The sequence below is a fragment of the Sphingomonas sp. DMC8 genome, assembly GCF_056314185.1.
Map to the genome: position 1 here is coordinate 496,645 of NZ_JBQUYV010000002.1, position 16,965 is coordinate 513,609.

Consider the following 16,965-nt stretch of genomic DNA (forward strand, 5'->3'; position numbering starts at 1 on the left):
CATGATCGATCTATCGGACTATGAATCCGGCAAGAAGTTCAACGGCGATTATGAGGCCGAACTGGCGAAGCTGCAACGGCGGCTGAGCCATATCCAGACCGCGCATATCGTCCACAAGCGCCGCGCCATCGTGGCGTTCGAGGGTTGGGACGCGGCCGGCAAGGGCGGGGTGATCAAGCGGCTGACCGCCGAATGGGATCCCCGCTATTACGAGGTGTGGCCGATCGCCGCGCCTACGCAGGAAGAGCTTTCGCACCATTTTCTGTGGCGTTTCTGGCAGCGCCTGCCCGCCCAGCACAATATCGCGGTGTTCGACCGGACCTGGTACGGCCGGGTGCTCGTCGAGCGGGTCGAGCGCTTGGCCAGCGAGGCGGAGTGGCGGCGTGGCTTTGCGGAGATCAACGATTTCGAATCGCAACAGGTCAACAACGGCGCGACGCTGGTGAAAATCTTCCTGCACGTGACGCAGGAGACGCAGGACAAAAGGCTGCGTGACCGGGTGACGCATCCGTGGAAGCGCTGGAAGATAGGTGCGGAGGACTTCCGCAACCGCGCGCGCCGGGCGGATTATCTGGAAGCGATGCACGCGATGTTCCGCGAGACGAACACGCCGCACGCGCGCTGGACGGTGATCGACGGCAACGACAAGAAGGCCGGACGGATCGCCGCGCTGACGGCGATTGCCGACCAGCTGGAGGCGCATGTGCCGATGACACCGCCTGAGCTCGATTCCGAAGTGGCAAGGCTTGCCCAGGCAGCCCTGGGAAAGGTTTGATGGTTATTTGCCGAGCATTACTGCCAGCAGCTCGTAATAGCCGGCAAGATCGATCGCGCGTTCGAACTGGCAGCCGATCCGCCCGCCCAATGCCCAGCGAACTTCGGCGACGACCACTCCGACCTTGGGCAAGCGCACGCGCAGGCGGTCACCCGCTTTGAAATGTCCTTCGCACCGCGCCATCAGCCCGTGCGGCGAAACGTTGACGATCAGGAAGGTGAGCTGGCGCGCATCCGGGCCGAATGCGCGGGCACGGAAATGCACCTCATCCCGGTCGACGAGGCGATTGTCAGCAAAAGCCAGATTTCCGTACACAAAACCCACAGGCGCCTCATCGAAACCGGAGGTACGCTGAAAGGGATAGGTGGCGCGTGTGAATGGTCCGACAAAAACCGTGCTTAACGACGGGTTATGCGCCCGACGTCAGCAGGCCGTGATGCTTCTTGCCCGCGGAAATGCGGACCTCGCCTGATACGGTGATGATGGCGGCTTCGTCGTCGATCTTTTCGCCTTCTACACGCGCGCCACCGCCCTTGATCAGCCGCCTCGCCTCGCCCTTGGAGGCGCAGAAGCCCAGGCCCACCAGTGCATCGACCACGCTGATGCTGCCGCCCACCGACAGCGTCGGGAGTGCACCGCCGGCTGCGCCTTCCTCAAAGGTCTTGCGGGCGGTTTCGGCCGCTTCCTCGGCCGCCGCGCGGCCGCGGCACATGGCCGTGGCTTCATTGGCGAGGATTTTCTTTGCCTCGTTGATCTCGGCCCCCTCCAGCGCTTCCAGGCGGGCGATCTCGTCGAGCGGCAGGTCGGTAAACAGGCGCAGGAACCGGCCGACGTCACGGTCGTCGGTGTTCCGCCAGAACTGCCAGTAATCATAATGTGGCAGGGCGTCCGGATTCAGCCATACGGCGCCGGACATGGTCTTGCCCATCTTGCCGCCGTCCGCCGTCGTGATGAGCGGCGTGGTGACGCCGTACACGTCGGTACCGTCGACGCGACGCGACAGCTCGATGCCGTTGACGATATTGCCCCACTGGTCCGAACCGCCCATCTGCAACCGGCATCCGGCGCGGCGCGACAGCTCCAGAAAGTCATAGCCCTGGAGGATCATGTAGTTGAATTCGAGGAAGCTCAGCGACTGCTCGCGGTCGAGCCGCAGCTTGACCGAATCGAAGCTCAGCATCCGGTTGATCGAGAAATGCCGGCCGATGTCGCGCAGGAAGGGAATATACTCCAGCTTGTCGAGCCAGTCGGCGTTGTCGACCATCACCGCGTCCGTCGGGCCGTCGCCGAACGTCAGGAAGTTCTCGAACACGGTCTTGATCGAGGCGATGTTGCTGCTGATCGTGTCGAGCGTCAGCATCTTGCGCGCTTCGTCCTTGAAGCTCGGGTCGCCGATCTTGCCGGTGCCACCGCCCATCAGCACGATGGGCTTGTGGCCGCTCTGTTGCATCCGCCGTAGCAGCATGATCTGCACCAGGCTGCCGACATGAAGCGACGGTGCGGTGGGGTCGAAGCCGATATAGCCGGGCACGATCTGCTTGGTGGCGAGCGCGTCGAGGCCCTCGGCGTCGGTCACCTGATGGATGTACCCGCGCGTGGCGAGCAGGCGAAGCAGATCGGACTTGTATTCGGTCATGGTGCCAGCGCGCATAGCCAATGCGCGCGGCTGCGTCATCCCCGGCGTTCAATCCTGGGTCTGCAACTCCCAGGTGGCATGCTGCACGTCATGGCGGCTGGCCAGATGATGCGTGATCGCATCAAGGTCGGCGTCGAGCGCCGCAGTGGAAACCAGCCGGGCACGCAACTCCATCAGTCCGTCCGGCCGTTCGGTCGTTTCGGTCTCCGCAACCGGGTAGCGCATGAGTTCGAGATGGTCGGTCAGCAGGTCGCGAAGCCGGTCGACTTCGCCGGTTTCGGCCGTCAGCGTGACGAAGTAGGTCGCCTCCACTTGTCCCCCGGCCAGCGGTACGCGGTTGATGGCGTTGACGACCGGGCGGAGCAGCGTGTTGCCGGCGATCACGAACACCGCGAGCGTCGCCGCCTCGGCCGCCATGTCGCTCCCCGCACAGGCGCCGACCGCCGCCGAGCACCAGAGGGTTGCGGCGGTGTTCAGACCGCGGACGTTCATTCCTTCCTTCATGATCACACCGGCGCCTAGAAAGCCGATACCGGAGACGACATAGGAAATCACCCGCACCGCCTCCAGATCGCCTGCGATCCGCTGTGCAAGATCGACGAACGCCGCCGATCCAAGCGCGACGAGCGCATTGGTGCGCAGACCCGCTGTCCGCTGGCGGAACTGTCGCTCCGCCCCGATTGCCGCGCCGAGCAAAAGGGCAAGCGTATAACTGATCAGCGTATCGCAATAGGCAGCGAGCTGGAACGTGTGGAGGAACTTCATCGGCGCTGCCCCTGCGACTCGTTGCGGTGCCAGGTCGCTTTGATCGGGCAGCGGGCGACAGGCAAGGCCCAGGATCAGTTCCCAGGACCAACGCAGCAAAGGCAGCCAAGGCTGGCAAGAGTCTCCCGAACCGCATCGTCCAGCCGGGTATGCGGCTCGGCGCCGATCAACGCCTCCAGGCGGGAGCTGCGCAACCGGACCGGCTGCCGCCAGAGATAGCGCATCTCCATCAATTCGCGCAGCAGCGGAACAAAGGGTGCGGCGAGGCGCATCAGGCCCCACGGCATCGGTCGGACCTTGAGTGCCGCGTCGCCCAGCACGCGCCGAATGGCGGCCAGCATCTGCGTTCCGTCGGCATCCCAATGGCCCGCCATGTGCACGTCGACAAAGGCTGGTAGCGCGGGAAGGGCGATCAGCCGCACCATGGTTTCGGCGACATCGGGAAGATAGGCCCATTGATGCCCAATGCCACGCTTGCCCGGATAGCGGATGACGGTGGGTCGGCGGCCGGGCTGTACGAGTGCCTGGCCGAACCAGTTGTTCGCGCCCCCGGGGCCGAAATAATCGCCAGCACGAACGATCAGAACCGTTGCGTCGCCGCGTTCTGCCGCTGCGCGCAGTCGCATCTCCATTTCGACGCGAATGCGACCCTTACGGGTGCGCGGGTTTTGAGGGGCTGTCTCATAGATGTCGGGAAACACATCGGGCCCGTAATTATAGACTGTGCCCGGCAGCAGGATGCGGGCAGTGCGGCGGCGCGCGGCGGCGATGCTGTTGTCGATCATCGGCAGGACCAGCTTGTCCCAGTCGCGATAGCCGGGCGGATTGACAGCATGGACGATCAGGTCGCACCCGTCGGCCGATGCGGCGACATCGGTGGCAGACATGGCGTCGCCCTTAATCCATTCGAACCGCGCATCCTGTTCCGGCCGGGGGTTGCGGTGGAGCGCCCGGACACGCCAGCCTTCCGCCGCAAGCCGGCCGGCCACGCTGCCGCCAATGCCGCCCGTGGCGCCCAATACCAATGCCGTCCGCGTTTCCATCGAGTCCTCCATTGCTGCCGGACCGGGATTTCGCGCAGGCAAGAGTTCAACGAAATTGCCTGAATATGTCGATCTGTTATACGAAAATAGATGAATGAAGCGCCCAGTTGGGATTTGTACCGCAGCTTTCAGGCTGTGCTGCGCGAAGGGTCGCTATCCGGGGCCGCGCGCGCTTTGAACTTAACCCAGCCGAGCGTCGCACGGCATATTGATGCATTGGAAGCGGCGATCGGCGCCAGCCTGTTCTTGCGCACCCCGCGTGGCCTTTCGCCCACGGACCGCGCGCTGGAACTGCAACCCTACGCCGATCTTCTTGCCGCCACGTCGGGAGCGCTCCTGCGTGCGGCGCAGGGCGGCAGGGATGCAGTGCGCGGGACGGTGCGCATTGCCGCGAGCGAAATGGTGGGTGTTGCGCACCTGCCCGCGATCCTCACGCGCCTGCGCGCGCGCTACCCGGCGCTGGTGATCGAACTGTCGCTGTCCAATGCCGTCGACGATCTGCTGCGGCGCGAGGCGGACATCGCCATTCGTATGGTGCCACCACAACAACAGGCGCTGGTGGCGCGGCGGGTGGGGGCGCTTCGGGTGGGGTTGCATGCGCATCGCGATTATCTGGCTCGGCGCGGCGTGCCCGCGACGATGGACGCGCTGCAGGCGCATGACCTGATCGGCTATGACGTCGAAACGCCGGCAATCCGTTCAATCGCTGCGCGCTACCCGATATTGCGGCGCGAAGCCTTTGCCTTGCGGGTGCAGAGCGATGCTGCGCAATTCGCGGCGATACGCGCCGGCTTCGGCATCGGCATCTGTCAGGCGGTCCTTGCCGCCCGCGAACCCGAACTGGTGCCCGTACTCGCCGATGCCTTCTCGCTCGAGCTTGAGACCTGGGTGGTGATGCACGAAGATATGCGTGCCAATGCTCGCTGCCGCGCGGTATTCGATGTTCTGGTGGAGGAAATGACAGCACTCACCAAAGCAGCCATTTCGCGTTAGAAATGCCCCCATGGAATTTGCGCTGACACCCCACAGCACGACGCCCGGCAAAGCGATCCGTCGGATCGACGGCTTGGTGCAACGCGATCAACACGCCCTGACACTGTTGTGGCGGCTGTATGGCGATGTTGACGCGCTGGTTATGCCGGCTCCGGCTTCGCCCCGTCGGACCGACGGACTGTGGCGCTCGACCTGCTTCGAGCTGTTCGTCGCGGGCGAGGCCGGCGCCTATCGGGAATTTAACTTTTCCCCCTCCGGCGCCTGGGCCGCTTATGCGTTCAGCGGGCCGCGCGAAGGCATGGCCCCGCTGGCAATCGCCACGCCGCCCGAGGTGCGCGTCTATGACGAAGGCCAGTATCTGGGCGTGAGGGTGCAACTCGACGGCATCGGCGCCGGCCGGTTGCGGTTGTCCCTCACCGCCGTCATCGAAGAAAAATCGGGGACATTCTCCTATTGGGCGCTGCGTCATGGCGCGGACAAGCCGGATTTTCACGATCCCGATTGCTTTGTGCTCGAACTGCCGCCAGCAGACTGATCCTCATGCTTTTCGGAATCGATCGACTTCTTGCCGAACCCGACCTGCGCAAACCCCTGGAGGGCAAGCGCGTCGCGCTGCTCGCGCATCCCGCTTCGGTAACGCGCGACCTGACCCACAGCCTGGATGCGCTGATTGCGGCGGGGGTGAACATCACCGCCGTGTTCGGCCCGCAGCATGGCGTGCGCGGTGACCTGCAGGACAATATGATGGAGTCCCCGGACTTCACCGACCCGCAATATGGCATGCCGGTGTTCAGCCTCTACGGCGAAGTGCGGCGCCCTACCGATGCGTCGATGGACATGTTCGACGTCATGCTGGTGGACCTGCAGGATGTAGGGTGCCGCATCTACACCTTCGTCACGACGTTGCTCTACGTGCTCGAAGCGGCGGCGAAGCATGACAAGACGGTGTGGGTGCTCGACCGGCCAAATCCGGCGGGACGGCCGGTTGAGGGGATGACGCTGCTGCCCGGCTGGGAAAGCTTTGTCGGCGCGGGGCCGATGCCGATGCGGCACGGCATGACACTGGGCGAGCTGGGGCACTGGTTCATCGCCCACTACGGCCTGGATGTCGCGTATCAGGTGGTCGCGATGCAAGGCTGGGCCCCCGAGACGGCACCCGGCTTCGGCTGGCCACCCGAGCGCCCCTGGATCAACCCCAGCCCCAACGCCGCCAATGTGAACATGGCGCGCGGCTATGCCGGCACGGTGATGCTGGAGGGGACGACCTTGTCCGAAGGGCGCGGGACCACCCGGCCGCTCGAATTGTTCGGCGCGCCGGACATCGATGCGCGGGCAGTTATCGCCGAAATGCGGCGACTGGCACCTGAATGGCTGACCGGCTGTACGTTGCGCGATATGTGGTTCCAGCCGACTTTCCACAAACATGTCGGGCAGCTCTGCTCAGGCGTGTTTCTGCATGCGGATGGGCCAAGCTATGACCATGCGGCGTTCCGCCCGTGGCGGGTGCAGGCGCTGGGCTTCAAGGCGATCCGCACGCTCTATCCCGACTATGAGCTGTGGCGTGATTTTCCGTACGAATATGTCTTCGACAAGCTGGCGATCGACGTGATCAACGGTGGCCCGGGGCTGCGGACATGGGTCGACGATGCAGCGGCCGCACCTGCCGATCTCGATGCGCTGACGGGGCAGGACGAGGGCGCCTGGCGCGCCGTCCGCGCACCGCATCTGCTGTACTGAGGCACCGGTAATGGTCGCACCCACCCGTACGCTCGCCGGCCTGATCTTCGCCGTCGAAGAGGCTGAGGATCGCCCTGGCACGCTGGTCGCCAGCCTGCCCTTTGGCGGCATGACGCTGCTGGAATATCAGATACGCCTGCTCGCGGGCGCCGGTGCCGAACAGGTGCTGGTCGCCGTGGGCAGGGTCACGCCTGCACTGCTTGCGGCGGTCAATCGTGCCGCCAAGCGCGATCTGGCGATCGAAGTGGTCCGCTCCGCCGAAGAGGCGGCCGAGCGGATGAAACCGGACGCGCAGGTGCTGGTGATGGCGGATGGCCTCGTCACCACCGATCCGGTGATGGACCGGATGGCGGGCGAGGCGCGCGAGGCGCTGCTTGTCACCGACGATGCCGAATCGCCTGCTGCGATCGAACGGCTCGACATGCATGACTGCTGGGCCGGGGTTGCGCGGATCTCCGCCGCGCAACTGATCCAGATCGCGCAGATGCCCGAGGACTATGATTTCCAGTCGGCACTGCTGCGCATCGCGGCGCAGTCCGGCGCCGTGCATGTGCCGCTGGCCGCGCGCTGGCTGCGCGGCGGCCATGCTGTCGAGCGGAGCGCCGAAGGGCTGGCGATGCGCAACGCCGGTGTTCTGACGGCGCTCAGCGAACGTCGCAGCGATTGGGCAGATCGTTGGGTATTCACTCGCGCCGCGCGGCTCGCGCTGCCCGAACTGGTCGCGCGCAATGTTCCCGGCTGGGCGATCGTCGCGACGGGCGGTGTGCTGGGGCTGATCGCCCTGGTGCTATCGCTCGTGGGCTATCAGGGCGTGGGCCTGATCGGCGGTCTTTTTGCCACGGCGGCCTTCGCGACCGGTGCGGGGCATGCGGCCCTGCGCGGCGAAGAGCGGCGGGCGCAGCAGGTCGAACAGGCGATCCTGCTCCTGTTCTCGCTGCTCACGCTGGCCAGCGGTTGGCGCGAATACCGGGCGCTTGGCACCGCCACCCCGGCCGTGCTGGCGCTTACCGGCGTCGCGGTACAGTTGCTGATCGAACGTGCTCCGCCGCGGCACCGGCGTTGGTGGGCGAGCCCGTCGGCGCAGTTGCTGTTGCTGACGCCCTTCGCGCTGGTCGGGCATGCGGTGTTCGGTCTGGGTGGAATCGTGGTTTACGGGCTTGCGACGCTTGCGGCGGCAATTGAGGCAACCCGAGAAAAGCCTTAGGCTCATCTTAATCACAGTTCCGCTAATCGAGGTGCATGTCGGGCGACTTTGTCGACACGCGCGATGGCGACCCCATCGGCGCCGGGGAGCTGCTGGCGCGTGCCGCGGCGGCGGATGCGCATGCGCGGCACGGACTGCGCGCAGCAATGAACGATTTCTTCCTGCCAGATACGCTGCGCCTCGACGAAAGGATGCGCGCAGAGGCGCACTGGCTGCTTCGCGGCGCCGTACATGCGGCAGAAGGCGCGGTTCTCAGCCATTTTTCGGCACTTGTCGGGCAAGATGCGCAGGCGGGCTTGCCGGCGCCGGGCACTGCCTGGGAACGGCTGCAGACAAGCGAGCTGCTGCACCAGCCCGAGCTGATCGGGGCGTTGCTGGCGCGGGTGCGGCTTGATCAGATGGGCGCAGCCTTGCCCTCGCAGGCCCCCGACGATCCGGAGCGCCCTAGTCTGGTCGCGCGATTCGTCGAGCATCCCGATCGGGCGATTGGCGACGCCGCCCGCGGCGTGCTGATTGCCGAGAGTCGCCGCCATAGTCCCGATTTGGGACAGGTGGAATTGCCCGCCAAAGTGCAGCGGGCGCTGATCTGGGCCGTTGCAGCCGCCATGCGTGACACAATCGCCATGCCCGCCGACCCAGCAATCGACCTGGTATTGTGCGAAGCGGCGCGCCGCGCGATCGCCGAGCCTGCGGGTGAGGCGGGAATCGAGACAGCGGCGATGCTGTTCGCCAGCCGAGTCGATCCGGCGCGGGCGGAACTTTCCGCCCTGCTGGTGGAGGCACTGCGCGACCGGCGGATACAGTTGTTCACGGCGCTGCTCGCTCATGCTTGCCGGCTCGACTATGCCGATGCGCGGGCATTGGTGATCGAACCCGGCGGTGAACGCCTTTTGCTCGCCGTGCATGCGCTCGACGTGCCGCGTGAGGCGCTTGCGCAGATCGGCTACGCGCTGTGCGAGGCTGATCCTCGCCGCGATCTGCATGCACTGGCCGATGCGGTCGACGCGCTCGAAACGATGAGCGCGGAACAGGCCCGGACCGCCTTGGCCCCGCTGTCGCTCGACCCCGACTATCGCGCCGCCCGCGCCGCGCTGAAGCGGCAGGAGGGCGGGGCATGAACCTCAACGTGCTCGATCCCGTGCTGCCGGTGGCAATCGGGCGGCTCGATTCGGCGGGCAGGCTGCTGGACGCCGAGCCGCGACTGCGCGAATTGAACGAGCGCGCCGGCGGCAGTATCGGCGCGCCGCTGGCGGTGCCGCAGATTGCGGCCATCGCCCGCCTGTCACAGCGGCTGGGCATTCCCATTTCGCGGAACGTCATTGCCGCCGACGGTGAGGACGATATCGACCTGTGGGTGCGGGCGGGGCCGGATCACGGCGGTGTGCGGCTGGAAGTGAGCGGCTGGCGACCGCGGCCGGCATGGCGTCCGGCTGCCGAGGCAGAACGCGACGGTGACTTTTATCGTGCGTCGGGCGATTGGCTTTGGGAGACCGATGCTTCGCTTCGTTTCACCTTCCTTTCGATCGATGCGGGAGAGCGCTTCGGCTTCGATGCCCGCGATATGCTGGGTCAGCCGATCACCCGCCTGTTTGCGCTGGAGCAGGACGAAACCGGCAATCTGCCGATCCTGAGCGCGGTTGCGGCGCAGGCGCGGTTTGATGGCCAGAAGGCGGAATTGCGCGGCACCGGCCGGACGCTTCGGCTGGATGCCAGCCCGCGCAGCGACCCCGCAGGGCGCTTTGTCGGCTTCATCGGTGCCGCGCATATGCTGGACGAGGGAGACGGTCCGGGCATGTTGCCGCCGCTGCCCGCCGAGGGGGGCGGGAAGGAAGAGGCAGACCGCCCTGGTGGTTTTCCGCCGTCGTTCAGCCGCAGGCTCGATCGGGCGCTGCGCGGGCCGCTCAGCAAGATTATCGCCAATGCCGACTCTATCAGCGCCCAGACCGAAGGCCCGGTGCGTGAGGATTATGCGGGCTATGCCGCGGACATCGCCAGCGCGGGCCGGCATCTGTTGGGATTGATCGAAGACCTGGTTGATCTCCAGGCGATCGAACGCCCCGACTTTGCGCCTGCACGCGAGGCGATCGACCTGGCCGATGTCGCCCGCCGGGCTGCCGGCCTGCTCTCCGTCCGCGCGGGCCAGGCGCAAGTTCGGATCGACCGGCCGGCGGTGGATGAGACGCTGCCTGTCACCGGCGAATTCCGGCGGGCGTTGCAGGTGCTGGTCAATCTGATCGGCAATGCTGTGCGCTATTCGCCGGCAGGAGCCTCGGTATGGATCCGGCTGGAGCGCGAGGGCGATTTGGGCTGCGTGATCGTGGCGGACCAGGGCAAGGGCATCGCGCTAGCCGACCAGGACCGCATCTTCGAGAAATTCGCGCGCGTGGACATGAGCGAGCCGGGCGGAAGCGGGCTCGGGCTCTACATTGCCCGCAAGCTCGCGCGGGCAATGGGGGGCGATCTGTTCGTGGATAGTGCGCCCGGGCAGGGCGCACGCTTCGTATTCATGCTGCCCCTCAGAGGTTGACCCGATGCGAAAAGGGGCGCCCGCCTCCTCCTGCGGGCGCCCCCTTCGGGTCAGTCCTGCTGCCGCTTAGCGGCGGCAGACCCGTACCGGGTGATGGTGATGCCATTCGGTCCAGCAGACCGGGCGGCGATGGTGATCCCAGCCATAATGGCGGCGATCCCAACGATGTTCGTAGCGATCTCGATCCCAGCGATGCTCATAGCGCTCGCGATCGCGGTAATCCCCGCGCCAGTCCTGGGCGCTGGCGCTGGTGGCGCCGGCAAGGGCAGTAACGGCAAATCCCGCAGCGGCGATGATCTTCAGCATCTTCATGATGATCCTCCGTCTCTTTCCGTATCAACGGTCTAGCGGAGGCAATGCTTCGTCAGCCTGAACTCGATTGTAGGCGGCGGTTCAGCTTGGACACAAGAAAACGGCGCCTCCGCTTGGAACGGAGACGCCGTCTTTTCTTGTGCTGCCGGCCGGATCAGCGCTGGCTGAGCGGCACGTAATCGCGCTGCGTCGGGCCGGTATAGAGCTGACGCGGACGGCCGATCTTCTGGGCGGGGTCCGAGATCATTTCGTTCCACTGCGCGACCCAGCCGACGGTGCGAGCGAGCGCGAACAGCGCCGTGAACATCGTCGTCGGGAAGCCGATCGCCGACAGGATCACGCCCGAATAGAAGTCGACGTTCGGGAACAGCTTCTTTTCGACGAAATAATCGTCCTTCAGCGCCAGTTCCTCGAGCCGCAGCGCAACTTCGAACACCGGATCGGACACGTTGAGCGCCGCGAACACCTCGCGCACGGTCTTCTGCATCACCGTCGCGCGCGGATCATAGTTCTTGTACACGCGGTGGCCGAAGCCCATCAGGCGGAACGGGTCGTTCTTGTCCTTCGCGCGGGCAATGAACTCGGGGATGCGCTCCGGACGGCCGATTTCGTGCAGCATGTTGAGCGCCGCTTCGTTCGCGCCGCCATGCGCCGGACCCCACAGGCAGGCGATGCCCGCCGCGATGCAGGCGAACGGATTGGCGCCTGACGAACCGGCAAGACGCACCGTCGAGGTCGAGGCGTTCTGCTCGTGATCGGCATGGAGGATGAAGATGCGATCGAGCGCCTTTTCCACCACCGGGTTCACCACATATTCCTCGGCCGGAACGCCGAAGGTCATACGCAGGAAGTTGCCGGTGTAGCTCAGGTCGTTCTTCGGATAGAGGAACGGCTGGCCCACGCTGTACTTGTACGCCATCGCCGCGATGGTCGGCATCTTGGCGATCAGGCGGTGCGACGCAATCATGCGCTGCTGCGGATCGGTGATGTCGGTCGAATCGTGGTAGAAGGCCGAGAGCGCGCCGACCACGCCGCACATCACTGCCATCGGGTGCGCGTCGCGGCGGAAACCGCGATAGAAGGTCGCCAGCTGCTCGTGCAGCATGGTGTGGCGGGTGATCGTGTTTTCGAACTTCGACAGCTCGTCCTGGCTGGGCAGTTCGCCGTTCAGCAGCAGGTACGAAACTTCCATGAAGCTCGAATGCTCGGCGAGCTGGCCGATCGGATAGCCGCGATGCAGGAGTACGCCTTCGTCACCGTCGATGAAGGTCAGGCCCGACTCGCAGCTCGCGGTCGAGGTGAACCCGGGATCGTAGGTGAAGGCGCCGGTCTGCGCATACAGCTTGCGGATGTCGACGACATCCGGGCCGGTGCTGCCCGACAGGACCGGAAATTCGACTTCCTTGCCGGAAATCTGCAGCTTGGCGGTATCGCTCATTGAACGTCGTCCTTTCCTTCGACCCTCTTATCAAGCGGGTTCGCGTATCTGGTCTGCAATGCGGGCCAGGCTTTCCTCGCGTCCCAGCAGAACCAGAACGTCGAATATGCCCGGCGAGGTGCGTCGCCCGGTGAGCGCGGCGCGTAACGGTTGCGCCAGTCCACCAAGCTTCACGCCCGCATCCTCGGCGACGGTGCGTACCGCCGCTTCGAGCGCCTCCGTATCCCAGGCTTCCAATCCGTCAAGCGCGGTGTGAACCCGAGCCAGCAAGGCACGTGCATCGCCCTCTAGCAGAGCTGCTGCGCCTTCGTCCATTTCGAGTGGGCGGGTGCGAAACAGAAACGCCGCCCCATCGGCCAACTCAAGGAGATTCGCGGCGCGCGGCTTCAACGCTGCCATGCTGCGATGCAAAAGTTCGCGCTGCGAGTCGCTGAGCGAAAAGCCCATGCACGGGGCCACCAGATCGGCCAGGCGGCCATCGTCGGACTGGCGGATATAATGGCCGTTCAGGTTTTCGAGCTTCTTCAGATCGAACCGGGACGGTGACTTGCCGACACCCGCCAGATCGAACCATTCGATCGCCTGTTCGCGGCTGATGATCTCGTCATCGCCATGCCCCCAGCCGAGCCGAAGCAGATAGTTGGAAACCGCTTCGGGCAGCAGGCCGAGTTCGTCGCGATAGGCATCGACGCCCAGCGCGCCGTGCCGCTTCGACAGCTTGGCACCATCAGCACCGTGGATCAGGGGGATGTGCGCATATTTCGGCTCGTCCCAGCCCATTGCGCGATAGATCGGCAATTGCCGGAACGCGTTATTGAGATGGTCATCCCCGCGGATAATGTGGGTGACGCCCATGTCGTTATCGTCGACCACTACGGCCAGCATATAGGTGGGGGTACCATCCGAGCGCAGCAGGACGAGATCGTCGATCTCGGCATTCTGCACGGTCACTTCACCCTGAACGTGGTCGCGGATCGTCACCGCGCCCTCGGTCGGGGCCTTCAGCCGGATGACGTGCGGCACGGCGGGATCGCCATCGTTACGATCGCGCCACGGCGAGCGGATGCGCAGCGGCTTCTTCGCCGCCTCCGCTTCGGCGCGCATCGCCGCCAGCTCGTCCTGCGTCAGGTAGCAGCGATAGGCCGCGCCCTTCTCCAGCATCGCCTGCGCGACTTCGGCATGGCGGGCGGCGCGGGCGAACTGGAACACGGCATCGCCATCCCAGTCGAGCCCAAGCCAGCGCAGCCCGTCGAGGATCGCGTCGATTGCCGGCTGAGTCGAACGCGCGCGATCGGTGTCTTCGATGCGCAGCAGGAACTTGCCGCCATGGTGCCGCGCGAACAGCAGGTTGAACAGCGCCGTGCGGGCACCGCCGATGTGCAGAAAGCCGGTCGGCGAAGGGGCGAAGCGGGTGACGACGGGCTTGGCGCCGGTGGTATCTGATGTTGCGCTCAAGCGCGCATGCTCCCAGTCTGTTGTATCGATGGCCAGTTCAGCCGCCGCGGGCCCTAGCACGGGGTACTCTGGCCTTCAAATGGGGGCAGGGTGGCGATTCCCCAAGGGGCACGCATCCATAGAGCGCTGGCTGGAAGCAGAGCGCAGCCAACTCGTGCTCTGGATACCCGTGGCGCTGGGGGCGGGAATTTCGGCCTGGTTCCTGTTACCGGATGCGCCCCGGTGGGCAGCATTTCTCTGCGCCGCGGTCGGGATAGCGGGGCTGGGCGCGGTGCTTGCCGGACGGGCAGGGCGCGTGTTGCTCGTTACCGGCCTCGCAATGGCGGCCGGGTGCCTGCTGATCTGGTGGCGAGCCGAGTCGGTGTCCGCGCCGGTGCTGGCAAGGCCGGCAGTCGCGCAATTTGCGGCAACGGTCGAACGGGTCGAGCCGCTGCCGGCGCGCGAATCCACCCGTCTGTTGCTGGCGCCGATCGGGCGACCCGACCTGCCGGCGCATATCCGCCTGAACATCGCAGATGCCGATCGGGTCTCGGGCATCGCCGCCGGAGCGCAGCTCTCGCTGCGGGCGCGGCTGGTGCCGCCGCCCGGGCCATCGGTTCCGGGAGCCTATGATTTCAGGCTGACGGCATGGTTTGCGGGGATCGGCGCCACCGGCAAGGCCATCGGCCCGGTCAAGGTCGAGCGGCCAGCTGCAGGCGCGGCGGCGGATCTGCGCGCGGCACTCACGGCGCATATTCAGGCGCGGCTGCCGGGGAGCGCGGGCGGCATCGCCAGTGCGCTCGCAACCGGGGACGAAGGCGCCATCACGCAGTCCGATTCGGATGCGATGCGCCGGGCCGGCCTGGCGCATCTGCTTTCGGTCAGCGGTTTGCATGTCACCGCTGCAACCGGTGCGGCCATGTTGCTGGTCCTTCGACTGCTCGCGCTCAGTCCGTGGCTGGCGCTCCGCGTGCGATTGCCGCTGATCGCAGCGGGGGCGGGTGCGGTTGCTGCGATCGGCTATACCTGGCTGACCGGCGGACAGGTGCCGACAATACGATCCTGCGTCGCATCGCTGCTCGTGCTCGCGGCGCTCACCCTGGGGCGCGAGGCAGTGACGCTGCGCCTGGTCGCGGCAGGGGCGGTGGTGGTGCTGTGCTGCTGGCCGGAGGCGCTGGCTGGTCCCAGCTTTCAGCTGAGTTTCGCTGCGGTGGCGGCGATCATCGCGCTGCACGAAAGCCCGCATATGCGCGGCTGGTTCGAAGCGCGGGAAGAATCGCGCGTCGCTGCCACGGCGCGGGCGGGCGTATCGCTCTTGCTGACCGGCTTGCTCGTCGAACTGGTGCTGATGCCGATAGGCTTGTTCCATTTTCACAAGGCCGGTCTGTACGGTGCGGTCGCCAATATCATCGCCATACCGCTCACCACTTTTGTCGTGATGCCGCTGGAGGCAGGCGCTTTGCTGCTCGACCTCGCGGGGCTGGGGGCCCCTTTGTGGTGGCTGACCGCGCGGGCGCTCGACTTGCTGTTGTGGCTCGCCCATGCCGTTGGCGACGCGCCCGGCGCAGTGGCGGCATTGCCCGCGATGCCGACAGGCGCCTTCGCCCTGATCGTGGCCGGCGGCTTGTGGCTGGGCTTGTGGCGCACAAGGGTGCGGATCGCCGGTTTCGCGGCAATTTTACTGGGAGCCTTGTGGGCGCTGCTGACACCGGCGCCTGATCTGCTGGTAACCGGCGACGGCCGCCATGTTGCCGTGCGCACGGCCGACGGGCGGCTCGCGCTATTGCGGGACCGCACCGGCGACTTCACGCGCGCGGCGCTGGGGGAGAATGCAGGGGTGGAAGAAGCCGGGCTCGACCTGCTCGATGGCCGTCCTGAGGCGCGGTGCAGCCAGGATGCCTGCGTCGTAGATCTGACGCGCGGCGGTCGGCGTTGGCGCATCGCCGCTACGCGCAGCGCCTATCCGCTGCGCTGGGCCGACATGGTCGCGCTATGCGGAACGAGCGATCTGGTAATCAGCGAACGCAGGCTGCCGCGCGCGTGCCATCCGCGCTGGCTGCGGCTCGACCGCACCACGCTGGCCCAAAGCGGCGGGGTCGCGATCCGCCTTGCCGACGGCACCGTTCGGACCGTTCGCGGGGAGGGAAGACAACCCTGGCTTGACCCGCCGACGGTGCAGCCGCCATTCGCGGGGAAAGGAGTGGAAAGACGATGATCCGCAAGATGATGCTCGCAATCGCGCTGACCGTTGCACCTGCGGCCGCGGCGCAGACCGACTGGGCGAAGACACGGGCCGAATGGAATCAGCCCGTGGCGCCCTTCCGTATTCTGGGCAATGTCCATTATGTGGGCACCGCGGGCATCGCTGCCTATCTCATCACGAGCCCGCAGGGGCATATCCTTATCGATGGCGGCATGCCCGAAAGCGCGCCGCTGATCGCTGCGAACATCGAGAAGCTCGGCTTCAAACTGAGCGACGTGAAGATTTTGCTGATCAACCACGCGCATTGGGACCATGCGGGCGGCCTCGCCGAGCTGAAGCGCAGGACTGGCGCGCGGTTGCTGGCAAGCGCTGCCGAGGTACCGGCGCTGGAGCTTGGTCGATCGGACTATCGCCCCGACATTTCCATCACTGCGCCACCCGTGAAAGTCGACGGCGTTCTTGCCGACGGGCAGGAAATTCGCCTGGGCACCAACACGCTGGTAGCGCACCTCACGCCCGGTCACACCAAAGGGTGCACCAGCTTCACGCTGGAAGTCCCCTCGGGCGGCGACAGTCTGACGGTATTGTTCGCCTGCAGCCTCACCGTTGCCGACCAGCCACTGACGCCCGGGCATGGCTATGACGCTGCACCGGCCGATTTCCGCGCCACCTTTGCCAAGCTCGGCGCGATGCAAGCGGACGTTTTTCTGAGCTATCACCCGTCGCAGTTCGATTTCGACGCAAAACGCGCAAAACTGCTCGCCGGAAATCCGGAGGCTTTTGTCGATCCCGGCGAATTACACCGCCGCGTCGAGGCTGCCCAGACGGACTTTGAGGCGGAACTGCAGCGATCGACCCCGAAAAAGTGACGATCGCTGCCCAGCGTCCCGCCCGCTCG

At 65.8% G+C, this 16,965-nt stretch carries 16 protein-coding genes; 9 read left to right on the top strand and 7 right to left on the bottom strand.

Annotated features, from left to right (window positions below):
* Position 1 precedes the first annotated feature (1 nt).
* On the top strand, positions 2-775 hold the full coding sequence (locus ACT53K_RS06330; protein ID WP_476227725.1) for a polyphosphate kinase 2 family protein: 774 nt from the start codon (positions 2-4) through the stop codon (positions 773-775).
* A 3-nt stretch (positions 776-778) separates the two neighbouring features.
* Here ACT53K_RS06330 and ACT53K_RS06335 read toward each other — a convergent pair whose 3' ends face one another.
* The 4 genes from ACT53K_RS06335 to ACT53K_RS06350 all read right to left on the bottom strand — a co-directional run bounded on the left by ACT53K_RS06335 (position 779) and on the right by ACT53K_RS06350 (position 4,219).
* Positions 779-1,099: a PilZ domain-containing protein gene (locus tag ACT53K_RS06335; protein ID WP_476227726.1), complete on the bottom strand. Its 321-nt coding sequence runs from the start codon at positions 1,097-1,099 to the stop codon at positions 779-781.
* An 85-nt stretch (positions 1,100-1,184) separates the two neighbouring features.
* Complete coding sequence (gene tyrS, locus ACT53K_RS06340; protein WP_476227988.1) at positions 1,185-2,411, bottom strand: tyrosine--tRNA ligase; 1,227 nt, start codon at positions 2,409-2,411, stop codon at positions 1,185-1,187.
* 48 nt (positions 2,412-2,459) lie between these two features.
* Positions 2,460-3,176: an MgtC/SapB family protein gene (locus ACT53K_RS06345; protein WP_476227727.1), complete on the bottom strand. Its 717-nt coding sequence runs from the start codon at positions 3,174-3,176 to the stop codon at positions 2,460-2,462.
* A gap of 74 nt (positions 3,177-3,250) precedes the next feature.
* Positions 3,251-4,219: an NAD-dependent epimerase/dehydratase family protein gene (locus tag ACT53K_RS06350; RefSeq protein WP_476227728.1), complete on the bottom strand. Its 969-nt coding sequence runs from the start codon at positions 4,217-4,219 to the stop codon at positions 3,251-3,253.
* A 90-nt stretch (positions 4,220-4,309) separates the two neighbouring features.
* On the opposite strand from ACT53K_RS06350, the gene ACT53K_RS06355 reads away from it, so the two are divergent.
* From ACT53K_RS06355 to ACT53K_RS06380, 6 genes are read left to right on the top strand one after another with little or no spacing between them, the layout of a single operon-like run.
* Positions 4,310-5,212: a LysR family transcriptional regulator gene (locus ACT53K_RS06355; RefSeq protein ID WP_476227729.1), complete on the top strand. Its 903-nt coding sequence runs from the start codon at positions 4,310-4,312 to the stop codon at positions 5,210-5,212.
* A 10-nt stretch (positions 5,213-5,222) separates the two neighbouring features.
* On the top strand, positions 5,223-5,747 hold the full coding sequence (locus ACT53K_RS06360) for a DOMON-like domain-containing protein (RefSeq protein ID WP_476227730.1): 525 nt from the start codon (positions 5,223-5,225) through the stop codon (positions 5,745-5,747).
* Positions 5,748-5,752: 5 nt separating this feature from the next.
* The gene (locus ACT53K_RS06365) at positions 5,753-6,949 is read left to right on the top strand and encodes an exo-beta-N-acetylmuramidase NamZ family protein (protein ID WP_476227731.1); all 1,197 of its coding nucleotides are present in this window, start codon (positions 5,753-5,755) and stop codon (positions 6,947-6,949) included.
* A 10-nt stretch (positions 6,950-6,959) separates the two neighbouring features.
* Positions 6,960-8,153 (top strand): hypothetical protein, encoded by a 1,194-nt coding sequence (locus ACT53K_RS06370; RefSeq protein WP_476227732.1) that lies wholly within the window; start codon positions 6,960-6,962, stop codon positions 8,151-8,153.
* Between the two features lie 35 nt (positions 8,154-8,188).
* Positions 8,189-9,271, top strand: coding sequence for a DUF2336 domain-containing protein (locus ACT53K_RS06375; RefSeq protein ID WP_476227733.1), 1,083 nt, complete (start codon positions 8,189-8,191; stop codon positions 9,269-9,271).
* The gene (locus ACT53K_RS06380; protein WP_476227734.1) at positions 9,268-10,680 is read left to right on the top strand and encodes a sensor histidine kinase; all 1,413 of its coding nucleotides are present in this window, start codon (positions 9,268-9,270) and stop codon (positions 10,678-10,680) included. The genes ACT53K_RS06375 and ACT53K_RS06380 overlap by 4 nt, the downstream gene beginning before the upstream one ends.
* A 66-nt stretch (positions 10,681-10,746) precedes the next feature.
* Here the strand turns inward: ACT53K_RS06380 and ACT53K_RS06385 are convergent, their stop codons facing one another.
* The 3 genes from ACT53K_RS06385 to gltX all read right to left on the bottom strand — a co-directional run bounded on the left by ACT53K_RS06385 (position 10,747) and on the right by gltX (position 13,885).
* Positions 10,747-10,992, bottom strand: coding sequence for a hypothetical protein (locus tag ACT53K_RS06385; protein ID WP_476227735.1), 246 nt, complete (start codon positions 10,990-10,992; stop codon positions 10,747-10,749).
* A 154-nt stretch (positions 10,993-11,146) separates the two neighbouring features.
* Entirely contained in the window at positions 11,147-12,430 is a 1,284-nt protein-coding gene (locus tag ACT53K_RS06390; protein WP_476227736.1) for a citrate synthase, read from the bottom strand.
* A gap of 30 nt (positions 12,431-12,460) precedes the next feature.
* Complete coding sequence (gltX, locus tag ACT53K_RS06395) at positions 12,461-13,885, bottom strand: glutamate--tRNA ligase (protein WP_476227737.1); 1,425 nt, start codon at positions 13,883-13,885, stop codon at positions 12,461-12,463.
* Between the two features lie 79 nt (positions 13,886-13,964).
* Between gltX and ACT53K_RS06400 the strand changes: the two genes are divergently transcribed.
* Both ACT53K_RS06400 and bla read left to right on the top strand, forming a co-directional pair.
* Positions 13,965-16,079: a ComEC/Rec2 family competence protein gene (locus ACT53K_RS06400; RefSeq protein ID WP_476227738.1), complete on the top strand. Its 2,115-nt coding sequence runs from the start codon at positions 13,965-13,967 to the stop codon at positions 16,077-16,079.
* Positions 16,076-16,936 (top strand): subclass B3 metallo-beta-lactamase, encoded by an 861-nt coding sequence (bla, locus tag ACT53K_RS06405; RefSeq protein ID WP_476227739.1) that lies wholly within the window; start codon positions 16,076-16,078, stop codon positions 16,934-16,936. The genes ACT53K_RS06400 and bla overlap by 4 nt, the downstream gene beginning before the upstream one ends.
* Positions 16,937-16,965 lie beyond the last annotated feature (29 nt).